Source organism: Cereibacter azotoformans, assembly GCF_021391315.1.
Lineage (GTDB): Bacteria > Pseudomonadota > Alphaproteobacteria > Rhodobacterales > Rhodobacteraceae > Cereibacter_A > Cereibacter_A azotoformans.
The window spans coordinates 175310-189100 of record NZ_CP090021.1 but is presented as its reverse complement, the minus strand read 5'-3'; the positions used below and the strand labels follow the sequence as shown (position 1 = coordinate 189100).

The 13791-nt window shown below is 70.6% G+C and carries 13 protein-coding genes; 9 read left to right on the top strand and 4 right to left on the bottom strand.

Translation table 11 applies throughout. From position 1 onward, the window contains the following. Positions 1 to 62: 62 nt before the first annotated feature. Positions 63 to 860: a protein-disulfide reductase DsbD domain-containing protein gene (locus LV780_RS00935; RefSeq protein ID WP_108220023.1), complete on the top strand. Its 798-nt coding sequence runs from the start codon at positions 63 to 65 to the stop codon at positions 858 to 860. Positions 861 to 963: 103 nt separating this feature from the next. On the opposite strand, the gene LV780_RS00930 is transcribed toward LV780_RS00935, so the two are convergent. Further along, positions 964 to 1743 carry a uracil-DNA glycosylase gene (locus LV780_RS00930; protein ID WP_108220022.1) on the bottom strand — a complete coding sequence of 260 codons (780 nt, stop codon included), beginning with the start codon at positions 1741 to 1743 and terminating at the stop codon, positions 964 to 966. 134 nt (positions 1744 to 1877) lie between these two features. Between LV780_RS00930 and LV780_RS00925 the strand changes: the two genes are divergently transcribed. The 4 genes from LV780_RS00925 to LV780_RS00910 all read left to right on the top strand — a co-directional run bounded on the left by LV780_RS00925 (position 1878) and on the right by LV780_RS00910 (position 5727). Next, complete coding sequence (locus tag LV780_RS00925; protein ID WP_011907288.1) at positions 1878 to 2840, top strand: aspartate carbamoyltransferase catalytic subunit; 963 nt, start codon at positions 1878 to 1880, stop codon at positions 2838 to 2840. Then, positions 2837 to 4111 carry a dihydroorotase gene (pyrC, locus tag LV780_RS00920; RefSeq protein WP_101340108.1) on the top strand — a complete coding sequence of 425 codons (1275 nt, stop codon included), beginning with the start codon at positions 2837 to 2839 and terminating at the stop codon, positions 4109 to 4111. The genes LV780_RS00925 and pyrC overlap by 4 nt, the downstream gene beginning before the upstream one ends. A gap of 153 nt (positions 4112 to 4264) precedes the next feature. Beyond that, entirely contained in the window at positions 4265 to 4897 is a 633-nt protein-coding gene (gene plsY, locus LV780_RS00915; RefSeq protein ID WP_101340109.1) for a glycerol-3-phosphate 1-O-acyltransferase PlsY, read from the top strand. A 50-nt stretch (positions 4898 to 4947) separates the two neighbouring features. Beyond that, positions 4948 to 5727 carry an alpha/beta hydrolase gene (locus LV780_RS00910; protein WP_101340148.1) on the top strand — a complete coding sequence of 260 codons (780 nt, stop codon included), beginning with the start codon at positions 4948 to 4950 and terminating at the stop codon, positions 5725 to 5727. Positions 5728 to 5741: 14 nt separating this feature from the next. Here LV780_RS00910 and LV780_RS00905 read toward each other — a convergent pair whose 3' ends face one another. The 3 genes from LV780_RS00905 to ubiA all read right to left on the bottom strand — a co-directional run bounded on the left by LV780_RS00905 (position 5742) and on the right by ubiA (position 9105). Next, positions 5742 to 6065, bottom strand: coding sequence for a hypothetical protein (locus LV780_RS00905; protein ID WP_101340110.1), 324 nt, complete (start codon positions 6063 to 6065; stop codon positions 5742 to 5744). A gap of 51 nt (positions 6066 to 6116) precedes the next feature. Beyond that, positions 6117 to 8045 carry an OmpA family protein gene (locus tag LV780_RS00900; RefSeq protein ID WP_108220021.1) on the bottom strand — a complete coding sequence of 643 codons (1929 nt, stop codon included), beginning with the start codon at positions 8043 to 8045 and terminating at the stop codon, positions 6117 to 6119. Between the two features lie 67 nt (positions 8046 to 8112). Then, a complete protein-coding gene (gene ubiA / locus LV780_RS00895; RefSeq protein WP_108220020.1) occupies positions 8113 to 9105 on the bottom strand; it encodes a 4-hydroxybenzoate octaprenyltransferase in 993 nt (330 codons plus the stop codon). Positions 9106 to 9116: 11 nt separating this feature from the next. On the opposite strand from ubiA, the gene LV780_RS00890 reads away from it, so the two are divergent. The 4 genes from LV780_RS00890 to LV780_RS00875 all read left to right on the top strand — a co-directional run bounded on the left by LV780_RS00890 (position 9117) and on the right by LV780_RS00875 (position 13478). Further along, the gene (locus tag LV780_RS00890; RefSeq protein ID WP_108220019.1) at positions 9117 to 9890 is read left to right on the top strand and encodes a 16S rRNA (uracil(1498)-N(3))-methyltransferase; all 774 of its coding nucleotides are present in this window, start codon (positions 9117 to 9119) and stop codon (positions 9888 to 9890) included. Beyond that, positions 9887 to 10453, top strand: coding sequence for a hypothetical protein (locus tag LV780_RS00885; protein ID WP_101340113.1), 567 nt, complete (start codon positions 9887 to 9889; stop codon positions 10451 to 10453). Before LV780_RS00890 ends, LV780_RS00885 begins: the two co-directional genes overlap by 4 nt. A 52-nt stretch (positions 10454 to 10505) precedes the next feature. Beyond that, complete coding sequence (locus LV780_RS00880) at positions 10506 to 11870, top strand: glutamate--cysteine ligase (RefSeq protein WP_108220018.1); 1365 nt, start codon at positions 10506 to 10508, stop codon at positions 11868 to 11870. A gap of 129 nt (positions 11871 to 11999) precedes the next feature. Further along, a complete protein-coding gene (locus LV780_RS00875) occupies positions 12000 to 13478 on the top strand; it encodes an NAD-dependent succinate-semialdehyde dehydrogenase (protein WP_108220017.1) in 1479 nt (492 codons plus the stop codon). Positions 13479 to 13791: the final 313 nt, after the last annotated feature.

Here is a 13791-nt window from a genome sequence, read left to right as displayed (position 1 = left end):
GCGCGGTCGCTTGGCGGGATTGTGACTTCCCAATCGCGGCCTGCTGCGGAATTGTGCGGCTCATGCTGATACGCTCGCTTCTCGCCTCATGCCTCGTCCTGTCGGCCCTCCCGGCCGCTGCGACCCCGCCCGACCAGATCTTCAGGGCCGAACTTCTGCCCGGCTGGCGTGAGGGCGGCCGGCACATCGCCGCCCTCCGGCTGCGGCTGGCGCCCGAGTGGAAGACCTACTGGCGCAGCCCCGGAGAGGCGGGCATCCCGCCCGAGTTCGACTGGAGCGGATCGGAGAATGTCGCGCGCGTGCACATGCACTGGCCCGTGCCGAGCGTCTTCAACCTGAACGGAATGCAGACGATCGGCTACCGCGACGAACTCGTGCTGCCCTTCGAGATCGAGACGCGGGACCCGACGCGCCCGGTGCATCTGAAGGCGCGGGTGGATCTCGGCGTCTGCCGCGACATCTGCGTGCCGGCCGAGTTCGAGCTGCAGGCCGAGCTTCCGCCGGCCGGCGCGCCGGATTCCGTCATCTCCACCGCGATGCGGTCCCGTCCCGAATCGGGCCGCGAGGCGGGTGTCGGCCGCATTGCCTGCCGGGTCGAGCCGATCAACGACGGACTGCGGCTCACGGCCGAGCTCGATCTGCCCGCGATGGGCGCATCCGAGGTGGTCGTGCTCGAGCCCGGAACATCCGCGATCTGGACCTCCGAGGCGGTGACCTCGCGGCAGGGCGCGCGCCTCACCGCCGTCTCCGATCTGGTCGGGCCCGACGGGGCGCCCTTCGCGCTCGACCGCTCCGCGCTGACGGTGACCGTCCTGGGTGACCGGCGTGCGGTCGAGATCCGGGGCTGTCCGGCGCCCTGAGGCGGGGCTGCCGCGCCTGCGGCCGCCGGGGCGGGGGCTCGATGCCCCCGGTCCGGCGCCACCCGGCGCAGTCCGGCAGCCGAGGCGATCGGCGGTGCCGGCGTCAGGCCGACAGCCGCGCCTTCAGCTCCAGCAGGTCCGCCCAGGCCTCGCGCTTGGCCTCGGGGTTGCGCAAGAGATAGGCCGGATGGCACATCGGCATCACCGGCCGCCCCCAGGCCTCGGCCCAGCGCCCCCGCAGCCGGGTGATTCCCGTCCGCCCCAGCACCGCCGAACAGGCCGTGTTGCCCATCACCACGATCAGGTCCGGCGCCGCCAGCTCCACATGCCGCTCGAGGAACGGCGTCATCATCGCCACTTCCTCGGCCGAGGGATCGCGGTTCTGCGGCGGCCGCCAGGGCATGACGTTGGTGATGTAGAGGGCCCCCGCCGGGTCCGGGCTCGTGCGGGCGATGCCGATCGCCGCGAACATCCGGTCCAGCAGCTGCCCCGCCCGCCCCACGAAGGGCCGGCCCGCCGCATCCTCCTCGCGCCCCGGAGCCTCGCCGATCAGCATCAGCCGGGCCGAGGCGTTCCCGTCGCAGAAGACCGTGTTCCGCGCCCCCCGCTTCAGGTCGCAATGCTCGTAGGCGGCCATCGCGTCCCGCAGCGATCCGAGGTCGGTCGCGGCGGCGGCCGCCCGGCGCGCCTCCTCGACCGGATCCGCCGCCGCGGCAGGATCGAGCGCGACCGTCGCCACCGCCACCGCGGTGGCCTTCGGCACCGGCTGCGCCGCCACCAGCTCGTAGCGGTTCACCGGCGCGTCGCAGATCGCCTCGGTCACGCCGAGATCCACCTGCCAGGCCAGCGCCGCCAGCGCCGCGTTCCAGTCGAGCCCGTCCATCGCCCCTCCGACTCAAGGCAGAGACCCTAGGCCGCGCCCGCCCCTCCGGCAACCGCCTTGCCCCGCCCGAGCGGCCTTCCTATAAGCGGCCGAGCCGAGCCCGCGCCCTGCCTGAGCCCTCGACGGAGACGCCCATGACCTTCCGTGCCCGCCACCTTCTCGGCATCGAGCAACTGGCCCCAGACGAGATCCGATCCGTCCTCGACCTTGCCGACAGCTATGTGGACCTGAACCGCCGCACGATGAAGCAGTCGGACGCGCTGGCGGGGATGACCCAGATCAACATGTTCTTCGAGAATTCCACCCGCACCCAGTCGAGCTTCGAGCTGGCGGGCAAGCGGCTCGGGGCCGACGTGATGAACATGGCGGTGGCCCAAAGCTCGGTGAAGAAGGGCGAGACGCTCCTCGACACCGCCATGACGCTGAACGCGATGCATCCCGATCTCCTCGTGGTGCGCCACCCGGCCTCGGGGGCGGTCAACCTGCTGGCCTCCAAGGTGAATTGCGCCGTTCTGAACGCGGGCGACGGGCGGCACGAACATCCGACGCAGGCGCTGCTCGATGCGCTCACCATCCGCCGCGCCAAGGGGCGCATCCAGCGCCTGACCGTGGCCATCTGCGGCGACATCGCCCACAGCCGCGTGGCGCGCTCGAACCTGATCCTGCTCGGCAAGATGGAGAACCGCGTGCGCCTGATCGCACCGCCCACCCTCATGCCGCCGGGCGTGGGCGAGTTCGGCTGTGAGCTTTACGACGACATGAAGAAGGGCCTCGAGGGGGCCGACGTGGTGATGATGCTGCGCCTTCAGAAAGAGCGGATGGACGGCGCCTTCATCCCCTCCGAGCGCGAATATTACCACCGCTTCGGGCTGGATGCCGACAAGCTCGCCTTCGCCAGGGAGGATGCGATCGTCATGCATCCGGGCCCGATGAACCGCGGGGTCGAGATCGACGGCACGCTCGCCGACGACATCAACCGCTCGGTGATCCAGGATCAGGTCGAGATGGGGGTGGCGGTGCGCATGGCCTGCATGGATCTTCTGGCGCGGAACCTGCGCGCCGAACGCGGCCGCGCCGCGGTGGGGGTGATGGTATGAGCCTGTTCCTGACCAACGCCCGCCTGATCGACCCCGAGGCCGGGACCGAGACCGAGGGCGACCTGCTGATCGAGGGCGGGCTCATCGCCGCCGTGGGCGCGCTCGAGCCGCCACCCGGCACCGAGGTGATCGACTGCGGAGGCAAGTGCCTCGCGCCCGGCATCGTCGATCTGGGCGTGAAGGTGGGCGAGCCCGGCGAGCGCCACCGCGAGAGCTTTCGCTCGGCGGGCCTGGCCGCGGCCGCGGGCGGCGTCACCACGATCATCGCCCGCCCCGACACGATGCCCGCCATCGATACGCCCGAGGTGCTGGAATTCGTCACCCGCCGCGCCGCCGAGGCGAGCCCGGTCCGCATCCGCCACATGGCGGCGCTGACGAAGGGCCGCGAGGGGCGCGAGATGGTCGAGCTGGGCTTCCTGCTCGACACGGGCGCCATCGCCTTCTCCGACTGCGACCATGTGATCGAGACCACCAAGGTCGCCGCGCGCTGCATGACCTATGCCCGCAGCCTCGGCGCGCTGGTGATCGGCCATCCGCAGGATCCGGGCCTCTCGGCGGGCGCCTCGGCCACCAACGGCAAGTTCGCCAGCCTGCGCGGCATCCCCGCCGTTCATCCGATGGCCGAGCGCATGGGCTTCGACCGGGACATGGCGCTGGTCGAGATGTCGGGCGTGCGCTACCACGCCGACCAAGTCACCACCGCCCGCACCCTGCCCGCGCTCGAGCGGGCCAAGGCCAACGGGCTCGACGTGACGGCCGGCATCGGCATCCACCACCTGACGCTGAACGAGTTCGACGTCGGCGACTACCGCACCTTCTTCAAGCTGAAGCCGCCGCTGCGCTCGGAGGAGGATCGGCTGGCCATGGTCGAGGCGGTGGGATCGGGTCTGATCGACATCATCTCCTCGATGCACACGCCGCAGGACGAGGAATCGAAGCGCCTGCCCTTCGAAGAGGCCGCCTGGGGCGCGGTGGCGCTCGAAACCTTCCTGCCCGCAGCGCTCCGGCTCCATCACGCGGGCCTCCTGAGCCTGCCGCAGCTCTTCCGGGCGATGGCGCTCAACCCGGCGAAGCGGCTCGGCCTGCCGCAGGGGCGGCTCTCCGAGGGGGCACCCGCCGACCTCGTGCTGTTCGACCCCGATGCCCCCTTCGTCCTCGACCGCTTCACCCTGCGGTCGAAATCGAAGAACACGCCCTTTGACGGGCAGCGGATGGAGGGGCGCGTGCTGGCGACCTTCGTCGGCGGCCGGCAGGTCTTTGCGGTCGCGTGACGATGGCGGCCCCTGTCATTCACGCGTCGCGAACGGCAGGCACGTCTTCAGGCGTCCCCTGCGGCGGCGCGCCCTCTTCCCTCGGGCGCCCCGGCGGGACCAGACCGGAGCAGATCCGTCCCGGCATCCGGGACCAGAGCGGGAGAGACTGACATGCCGGCCATCGAGAGCGGCCTTCTGGCGCTGATCCTGACGGGGGTTCTGGGCTACCTGCTCGGCTCGATCCCCTTCGGCATCGTCATCACCCGTGCCTTTGGGCTGGGCGACCTGCGCCGGATCGGATCGGGCAACATCGGCGCCACGAACGTGCTGCGCACCGGGAACAGGCCGGCGGCGCTGGCGACGCTGCTGCTCGATTCGGGCAAGGGGGCCATCGCCGTCCTGATCGCCCGCGCGGCGGTCGGAGAGGATGCGGCGCAGCTTGCGGCCTTCACCTCCTTCCTGGGGCACCTCTATCCGGTCTGGCTCGGGTTCCGCGGCGGCAAGGGGGTGGCCACCTTCCTCGGCACGCTGCTTGCGCTCGCCTGGCCGGTGGGGCTGGCCTGCTGCCTCACCTGGCTCGCCACGGCCGCGGTGAGCCGCATCTCGTCGCTGTCGGCCCTGGTGGCGGCGGCGAGCGGCGTGGTCTGGATGCTGCTGCTCGGCCAGGGGCAGATGGCGGCGCTCGGGCTGGTGCTGGCGGTGCTGATCTTCATCCGTCACCATGAGAACATCCGGCGCATCGCCAACGGGACCGAGCCGAGGATCGGCAAGAAGGCCAGCCAGGACCAGAGCGCCGAACAGTGACGCAGGATCCCGACGACCTCCCCCCGCAAGGCACGGGCGCCGACGAGGATATGGCCTATGCCAACGGAGCCTTCATCCCGGGCGCAGAGGCCTATCCCCCGCGCTGGGACGCCGCCGCCGCCGCCTTCCGCACGAGCCTGGGCGAGCGCGCCCGCCTTGGCCTCCCCTATGGCCACGACCCGCGCCACCGACTTGACCTCTTCATGCCCCACGGGCCGGTCCGTGGCCTCGTGGTCTTCCTCCATGGCGGCTACTGGATGGCCTTTGGCCGCGAGAGCTGGTCGCATCTGGCCATGGGGCCGCTTGCACGGGGCTTCGCCGTCGCGATGCCGTCCTATCGGCTCGCGCCTGCGGCCCGCATCCGGGACATGGTCGAGGATGCCGCGCAGGCCGTGGACCACGCCGCCGCACTGATCCCCGGCCCCATCACCGTGACGGGCCACTCAGCCGGAGGCCATCTGGCCGCCCGGCTGGCCTGCGCAAACGCTCCGCTGCCGGCGGCGGTGGCGGAACGGCTCGTCCGCAGCGTTCCGATCTCTCCGCTGGCCGAGCTGGGGCCCCTGATGCGCACGCGGATGAACGAGACCCTCAAGCTTGATCCGCAGGAGGCCGCGGGCGAAAGCCCGGCCCGTCGGACGCGGCGCCCCTCGACCGAGGTCATCGTCCATGTGGGGGGCCAGGAACGGCCCGCCTTCCTCTGGCAGGCCCGGCTTCTGTCGGAGGCCTGGTCCTGCCCGTGGCATGTCGCACCCGGCCGCCATCATTTCGACGTCATCGACGCGCTGGCCGACCCGTCCTCGCGCCTCGTGGCCGACCTGACCGGGGGCTGAGCCCTCCGGCCGCGTCAGCCTGCGCTGATCCGCTCGATATAGGCGCGCATCTGCTCGGCTTCGGCGCGGGCCTCGCGCAGCCCGTCCATCGCGGCGCGCAGCTCGGCCTCGGTCTGCGCGAGCTGGGCGCCCAGCTCGGCCTCGCGGCTTTCCAGATAGAGAACGGCCTGATCGCGCTGTTCCTCGGCCTCGTGCAGATGCTGCGCGAGCCGGTCCACCTCGGACATGTCGCCCGTCACGCGCGAGAAGCGGCTGACGAGCCAGTGAGCAAGCCATCCCATGCCAAAGGCAAGAAACAGGATGACGGCGGTCGCGATGATGAATTCTGTCCGGTTCATGCTCTTCTCGGTCGCTCAAGCCACCCGCCTCGGGCAGCGGCAGCCCCGCCTTCAGCCGTCCTGCGGGCGGCGCTTGGGGCGGAGCGTCATCTCGGCCGGGGCCGCCGAGGGCCCCTCGGATGCCTCCGCCGTTTCCTCCACGACCGGGGTCTCCTCGTCAACCGGATTGCCGTCATCGCCCAGCAATGTGAACTCGATCCGGCGGTTGGCCTCGCGCCCCGCCTCGTCGCGGTTGTCGGCGATCGGGCGCTCTTCGCCGTAGCCCACGGCCTTCATGCGCCCCACATCGACCCGGCGTCCCTGAAGCGCCATCAGCACCGCCTCGGCCCGCGCCTGGCTGAGCGCCTTGTTTCCACCCTCGCTGCCCTGGCTGTCGGTGTGGCCCGAAATCTCGAGCGGCATTCCCTTGCAGTCCTTGAACACCTCGGCCAGCCCGTCGAGCGTGCCGCGCGCGCTCGGGTCGATCTCGGCCGATCCGGGCTCGAACGTGATTTTCTGCCCGGCAAGGACACGACGGATGCGGGTCATGCATTCCTGCGGCGTGGGCAGCGCGGCCTCGGGGTCGAACTTCTCGTCATAGATCACGTCCACCTTGAAGCTGCGCCCCTGCCCCAGCCGCGCCGACAGAACCTGCGAGATCCGCGCGCTCGCCTGTTTCGAGCCGGTGACGCCGTTCACCTCGACCGTGTCGGCCCGCACCAGAAGCTCGCCATGCTGAAGCTGGGCCAGCGACTCGAGCCCGGCAAGCACGCGCACGGGCCAGCCTTCGGGCAGCTCGCCGTCGAGCCGCGTGGTGCTGCGCACCTTCGAGGCCCCGAACTGCGCGCGGGCAAAGCTGTCCACAGCCTTGCGGGTCAGCTCGTCCGTGACGCGGCCGGCCAGCTCCACCCGTCCCGCTTCGGACAGCGTGGCGCGGAACTCGGCCGGGCCTTCCGGCACCGCCTGCGGGGCTGGCGGCAGCGTCGCCTCAAGCGAGAAGACCGGCGGCAGCGCGGCCTCGAGCGCGCCCACCGCGCGGTCGAAGGCGGCGCGCGGGGTGCCCGGCCGACCCTCGAGGGTCACATCGGCGTCCGAGAAGGTCACGCTGCCCGCCCCCAGTTCGGCCACGGCGCGCAGGCCGGCCTCGGCGGCCTCGGCCCAGCGTGGCGACGGCACGCCGAGGCCGATGGTGCAGGTCGTCTCGCCCGCCACACCCGCGGCCCGACCGGCGGCCAGGATACGGTCGCGTGCGCGGGCCGTGTCGGCGGAACAGGCGTCGAACCGTGCCCCCTCCTCGTCCATGACGAAGCGCAGGGTGAAGGGCGTCAGGACCGGGCGCGGCGCGCTGATGTTCATCACCAGCTCGAGCCCCTCGGGCGCCAGTCGCAGGATCTGCCCCTCGAGCCTGCGCTTCTCCTGCTCGCTGTCCGAGATGGCGGTGATCGACACACGATCCGCCGCGACCGAGATCTTGGATTGCGGCAGCAAGCGCAGCGCCTTCAGGCCGAAGTCAACGGCGGCCGACCAGCCTTCGGGCGCGGGGAAGTCGGCGGTCTCGAGCATGTCGGCCACCTGCAAGCCGGTCGCCAGTCCCCGCGCGGCTTCGGCAAGATCCTCGGTCCCGGCCGTCTCGGGCAGGAGGCCGATCAGCGACACGCCATCGTCGTTGCGCAGCATCTCGACCGAAAAGCGCGGCGCCTCGATCTCGCGCACGGGGATCACCTCGAGCGCATCGCGCAGGCGGGCCGCATCGACCACGCTTCCGGCGGCATTGACGGCACGGAAGCGGGCGGCCTCGTTCGGGGCCGTTCCGGTCAGCCAGACCTGCAACCCGTCGGCCCTGACATCGACGAAGGTGAGGCCCGCCGTGGTCAGGCGGGACCGGACCGCCTCGGCGGAGCGGTCCTCGATCATGGTCGCGGCCCACGAGGCACCCACCACGGCAAGCGCCGCGGCCGTGGCGAAGGCGGCAGAGGCGAGGAGGTTCGATCTCAGGGGCATGGCAGGGAATCTCCCGTCGGACAGGCGTCGGTCGCCCGTGCTTAGGCCCTACGCCGCGGCCCTTCAATCAAAGGAGCGCCGCCACGGCAAGAAACAGCGCAGGGATCAGGCCCGCGTCGCGGTTCGAGCGGAAGAGCCGGAGGCAGCGCCCCGTGTCCTCGGTGTCGAGCTGCGCCAGCTGCCAGGTCATGTGCGCCCCGAAGCCCCAGACGCCCGCCAGCGCGATCATCAGTTGCAGGATCGAGCCCTGCGGCAGCACCGCGAGCAGGACAGCCAGCGTCATCAGCAGGGTCGCGATCACCATGAAGGCCACGAGCCACCTGCCCGTGTTCTGCCCGAAGAGACGGGCGGTGGAGCGGACCCCGATCAGCGCATCGTCCTCCTTGTCCTGGTGGGCGTAGATCGTGTCGTAGAAGAGGGTCCAGGCAATGCCGGCCCCATAGAGGGCGACGGGCGGCCATCCCAGGCTGCCCGTGTGCGCGGCCCAGAGCAGGAGCGCGCCCCAGTTGAAGGCCAGCCCGAGGAAGGCCTGCGGCCACCAGGTGAAGCGCTTGGCAAAGGGATAGATGCCGACCAGCGCCAGCGAGGCGATGCCGAGCAGGATCGCCGCCGCGTTGAAGCTGAACAGGATGAGAGAGGCCACCAGCGCCTGCACCACCATCCAGACCACCGCGCCCTTGGTGCTCACCTGTCCCGAAGGGATCGGGCGCGAGCGGGTGCGCGCCACCGCCGCGTCGAAATCGCGGTCGGTGATGTCGTTCCAGGTGCAGCCCGCCCCGCGCATGAGGAAGGCGCCGACCGCACTGCCGATCACGAGCCACAGGTCGAGCGGGCGGTAGCCTTCGGGCTCGGCCAGCGCCGCCAGCGCCACGGCCCAGAGGCAGGGGATCAGCAGCAGCCATGTTCCGATCGGACGATCGGCCCTTGACAGCCGCAGATAGGGCCGCGTGACGCCCGGCGCGTGCCGGTCCACCCAGTTGTCCGGCGGCGCGTCCGCCACCTTTCCCTGCGACGCTGCCACCGACGTGGGAGCCTCTGGCGCTTGGCTCGGCTGCTGCATAAGGTGCCCCCATGTCGGATGCGAAAGTCAGGCTCTATGTAGATCAGCCCCTCGGACCCGGGCAACCCGTTCGTCTGACGCAGGATCAGGCGCATTACCTCTTCGGGGTGATGCGACTGGCGCGCGGCGCGGCAGTGCTGCTGTTCAACGGGCGGGATGGCGAGTGGCGCGCCGAGGTGACCGAGGCGGGCAAGCGCGGCGGCACGCTCACCTGCGCGGCGCAGACGGCACCGCTGCGCCGGCCGCCGGACCTCTGGCTGATGTTCGCGCCGATCAAGAAGGCGCGCACGGATTTCATCGTGGAAAAGGCGGCCGAAATGGGCGCCGCGCGCATCCTGCCCGTGCAGACCCGCTTCACCAACTCCGAACGCATCCGGCAGGATCGCCTTCAGGCCCACGCGGTCGAGGCGGCCGAGCAGTGCGGCGGCACCTATGTCCCCGAGGTGGCCGAACTGGCCGCCCTCGACCGGCTTCTGTCCGACTGGCCCGCGGATCGGCGGATCATGTGGTGCGACGAGAACCTGCTCGGCGCGCGGGCGGGGCTGCTTGAAGGGGCGGGCGCGATCGAGGCCCGCGGCTTCGAGGAGGCGCCCAGCCAGCCCTCGCCGGGCCCGTGGGCCATCCTCATCGGCCCGGAAGGCGGCTTCTCCGAGGACGAGCAGGCGCGCCTGCGCCGGATGCCGCAGGTCGTGCCGGTCAGCCTCGGCCCGCGCATCCTGCGCGCCGATACGGCCGCGGTGGCGGCGTTGACGCTCTGGCAGTCCGTGCTGGGGGACTGGGTGTGAGCTTCCTTCGCCCGGAGGTGCAGGCGCTCCTCCTGCGCTGGCGTGAACCGGCGGCCGCGGCGGGCGGCATGGCCCTGGCCCTCTGGCTCGGCTCGTTCGGCGGCTGGTTCTTCGTGCCCCTGGGGGCGCTCGTCTTCGCGGCCTCGGTGGCCTGGGGCATCATCGCGCTTCGGCGGATGCGGTTCCGGCAGGCGGCCGGCGCGCCCGGCCTTGTCGAGCTGGACGAGGGCCAGATCGGCTACCTCGGGCCGGAGTGGGGCGGGTTCGTGGCGCTGGACGATCTCGAGGAGCTGCGGCTGGTCACGATCCGCGGCGAGCGGCACTGGCGTCTGGCCCAGTCGGACGGGCAGGTGCTGGCCATCCCGGTCGGCGCCAAAGGGGCCGAGCGGCTCTTCGATGCCTTCGCCACGCTGCCGGGCCTCGAGATGCGGGTGCTTCTGGCCGCGCTCGACACGCCGCCCTCGGCCGCGCCGACCGGCCCGAATGTCATCAGTCTTTCGTCGCAGGCCCCCACGATGGGGCGCGTGATCTGGCGCAGGCCCGCCCGCGCGGTCTTGACTTGACTGCGACGAAGCGACAGGTCTTGCGTCCCGAATGAGCGATCGGAGCGCGTGCATGTCCATTCCCCAGTCCGGCGGCGGGCCGATCGAGAATTTCGAGCAGCTGGCGGCCTACATGGAGGCGGGCTGCAAGCCCGCGTCCGACTGGCGCATCGGGACGGAACACGAGAAGTTCGGCTATCTGACCTCCGGCCTCGCGCCGTTGCCCTACGAGGGCGAGGCCTCGGTCCGCGTCGTGCTCGAAGGGCTGCGCGACCGCTTCGGCTGGACGCCGGTCATGGAGAAGGACGCCATCATCGGCCTGTCGCGGGAGGGCGCCAACATCTCGCTCGAGCCGGGAGGGCAGCTCGAGCTGTCGGGCGCGCCGCTGGCCACCGTGCACGAGACCAGGGCAGAGCTGGAAAGCCACCTGCGCGAGGTGGCCGAGGTGGCCGAGCCTCTGGGCGTGCGCTTTCTCGGCGCCGGCGCCGCGCCGATCTGGACGCACGACGAGATGCCGGTGATGCCGAAGGGCCGCTACCGGCTGATGACCGATTACATGGGGCGCGTGGGCACCCACGGCACCCAGATGATGTATCGCACCTGCACGGTTCAGGTGAATCTCGATTATGCGTCCGAAGCCGACATGGTGAAGAAGCTGCGCGTGGCGCTGGCGTTGCAGCCGGTGGCGACCGCGCTCTTTGCCTCGTCGCCCTTCTTCGAGGGCCGGGTGAACGGACACAAGAGCTGGCGTTCGCGCATCTGGCGCAGCCTTGACGCCTCGCGGACGGGAATGCTGCCCTTCGTCTTCGAGGAGGGGATGGGCTTCCAGCGGTATGTCGATTGGGTGCTCGATGTGCCGATGTATTTCGTCTACCGCGACGGCCATTACATCGACGCCCTCGGCCAGTCGTTCCGCGACTTCCTGAAGGGCGAGCTTCCGGCGCTGCCGGGCGAGAAGCCCACCCTGTCGGACTGGGCCGACCACATGACCACGGTCTTCCCCGAGGCGAGGGTCAAGAAATACATCGAGATGCGCGGCGCCGACGCCGGACCGCTGTCGCATCTGGTGGCGCTGCCGGCCTTCTGGGTCGGACTGATGTATGACGGATCGGCGCTCGACGCCGCCTGGGATCTCGCACGGGGCTGGAGCGCCGAGACGCGCGAAGGGTTGCGGGTTGCGGCTTCGGTGGACGGGTTGCAGGGCGAGGCGGGCGGCGTGCGCCTGCTCGATGTCGCCCGCGAGGCGGTCGCCATCGCCCAGGGCGGCCTGCGCGCACGGGCGCTGGCGGGCGAAGGCATGGCGGACGAAGCCGGCCATCTCGAGGTGCTGGCCGAGAGCGCCGCCTCGGGCCGTGTGGTGGCCGACGATCTCCTGGCGCGGTTTCATGGCGTGTGGGAAGGCGACCTGCGCCGGATCTATCCCGAGTTCAGCTACTGACGCGGTTCGCCGCGGCGCGGTCTTTCTCTGCCCCGGACTGGACATGTCCGGCGCTGCGTGGTCAGCATGAGAAACGTGCCCCGCCCTCTTGTCCGTGCGGCGGCAAATCCAGTCCCCCGGGAGGATCTCATGCTCGACTCCGTCACCGACCTGCGTTCGATACTCAAGGATCCGTCGCTGCTCGAAACCCGCGCCTTCGTGGCGGGCGAGTGGGTGGCGGCCGATGACGGTGCCAGCTTCGAGGTAACGAACCCCGCCCGCGGCGACGTGATCTGCACCGTCCCGGACCTCGGCCGGGCCGAGACCGCGCGTGCCATCGCCGCCGCGGCCGAGGCGATGAAGGACTGGGCCGCCCACACCGGCAAGGAACGCGCGCAGGTGATGCGCAAGTGGTTCGACCTGATGATGGCCAACCAGGACGACCTCGGCGCGATCCTGACGGCCGAGATGGGCAAGCCCCTCGCCGAAGCCAAGGGCGAGATCGCCTATGGCGCCTCCTTCATCGAATGGTTCGGCGAAGAGGCCAAGCGCGTCTATGGCGAGACCATCCCCGGCCACATGCGCGACAAGCGCATCACCGTGCTCAAGCAGCCGATCGGCGTCGTGGGCTCGATCACGCCCTGGAACTTCCCGAACGCGATGATCACCCGCAAATGCGGCCCGGCGCTGGCCGCGGGCTGCGGCTTCGTCGCCCGCCCCGCCGCCGAAACGCCGCTGTCGGCGCTGGCGCTGGCGGTGCTGGGCGAGCGCGCGGGGCTGCCCAAGGGCATCCTGTCGGTCATCACCTCGAGGAAATCCTCGGACATCGGCAAGGAGTTCTGCGAGAATCCGGCCGTCCGCAAGCTGACCTTCACGGGCTCGACCGAGGTGGGGCGCATCCTGCTCAGGCAGGCGGCGGATCAGGTGATGAAATGCTCGATGGAGCTGGGCGGCAACGCGCCCTTCATCGTCTTCGACGACGCCGATCTCGACGCGGCGGTGCAGGGCGCCATGGCGTCCAAGTTCCGCAACAACGGCCAGACCTGCGTCTGCGCGAACCGCATCTATGTGCAGGCCGGCGTCCATGACGCCTTCGCCGAAAAGCTGGCGGCCGCGGTGAAGAAGCTGCGCGTCGGCGACGGGCTGGTGGAGGGGACCGAGGCCGGCCCGCTCATCAACGAGAAGGCGGTCGAAAAGGTCGAGGAACATATCCGCGACGTGCTCGACGGCGGCGGCGAGGTGTTGACCGGCGGCAAGCGGCACGCACTGGGCGGCACCTTCTTCGAGCCGACCGTCGTGACCGGCGTCACGCAGGAGATGAAGGTCTCGACCGAAGAGACCTTCGGGCCGCTCGCGCCGCTCTTCCGGTTCGACACCGAAGAGGAGGTGATCGGCTATGCGAACGACACGATCTTCGGCCTTGCCTCCTACTTCTACGCCCGCGACGTGGGCCGCATCACCCGCGTCCAGGAGGCGCTGGAATATGGCATCGTCGGCGTCAACACCGGCATCATCTCGACCGAGGTCGCACCCTTCGGCGGGGTGAAGCAATCCGGCCTCGGCCGCGAGGGCTCGCGGCACGGCATCGAGGATTATCTCGAGATGAAATACATCTGCCTCTCGATCTGAGGCAGGCACCGCATCCCTGATCGAGACACCGATCCCGGACGCACTGACGGAGACCGCCGATGACGTGCGTTTTCCGCCATCGCCGGTTTCGGAGGGCTTTTGCACAGGTCGGACATGCTCGGCCCCGAGGGTGGGCCGCGGCCATCGCGCTCGCCGAGGGGGCCCGCGGGACGGACGCCTTGGGCTGCCGGGTGGAGGCCGTCCAATTCATGCCGCACGCAGAGCCTGAGCCGCTAGTTGCATTTCGCGCTTCGTGAATGGCAGGCGGACAGACAAGGGACGCGCCTCGCGGCGCGCCCCCAAGGCAACAGCG

Bases quoted from the DNA above. Each gene is read 5' to 3' on its own strand.
- LV780_RS00935 (WP_108220023.1), top strand. From the start codon at position 63: ATGCTGATACGCTCGCTTCTCGCCTCATGCCTCGTCCTGTCGGCCCTC.
- LV780_RS00930 (WP_108220022.1), bottom strand. From the start codon at position 1,743: ATGGACGGGCTCGACTGGAACGCGGCGCTGGCGGCGCTGGCCTGGCAG.
- LV780_RS00925 (WP_011907288.1), top strand. From the start codon at position 1,878: ATGACCTTCCGTGCCCGCCACCTTCTCGGCATCGAGCAACTGGCCCCA.
- pyrC (WP_101340108.1), top strand. From the start codon at position 2,837: ATGAGCCTGTTCCTGACCAACGCCCGCCTGATCGACCCCGAGGCCGGG.
- plsY (WP_101340109.1), top strand. From the start codon at position 4,265: ATGCCGGCCATCGAGAGCGGCCTTCTGGCGCTGATCCTGACGGGGGTT.
- LV780_RS00910 (WP_101340148.1), top strand. From the start codon at position 4,948: ATGGCCTATGCCAACGGAGCCTTCATCCCGGGCGCAGAGGCCTATCCC.
- LV780_RS00905 (WP_101340110.1), bottom strand. From the start codon at position 6,065: ATGAACCGGACAGAATTCATCATCGCGACCGCCGTCATCCTGTTTCTT.
- LV780_RS00900 (WP_108220021.1), bottom strand. From the start codon at position 8,045: ATGCCCCTGAGATCGAACCTCCTCGCCTCTGCCGCCTTCGCCACGGCC.
- ubiA (WP_108220020.1), bottom strand. From the start codon at position 9,105: ATGCAGCAGCCGAGCCAAGCGCCAGAGGCTCCCACGTCGGTGGCAGCG.
- LV780_RS00890 (WP_108220019.1), top strand. From the start codon at position 9,117: ATGTCGGATGCGAAAGTCAGGCTCTATGTAGATCAGCCCCTCGGACCC.
- LV780_RS00880 (WP_108220018.1), top strand. From the start codon at position 10,506: ATGTCCATTCCCCAGTCCGGCGGCGGGCCGATCGAGAATTTCGAGCAG.
- LV780_RS00875 (WP_108220017.1), top strand. From the start codon at position 12,000: ATGCTCGACTCCGTCACCGACCTGCGTTCGATACTCAAGGATCCGTCG.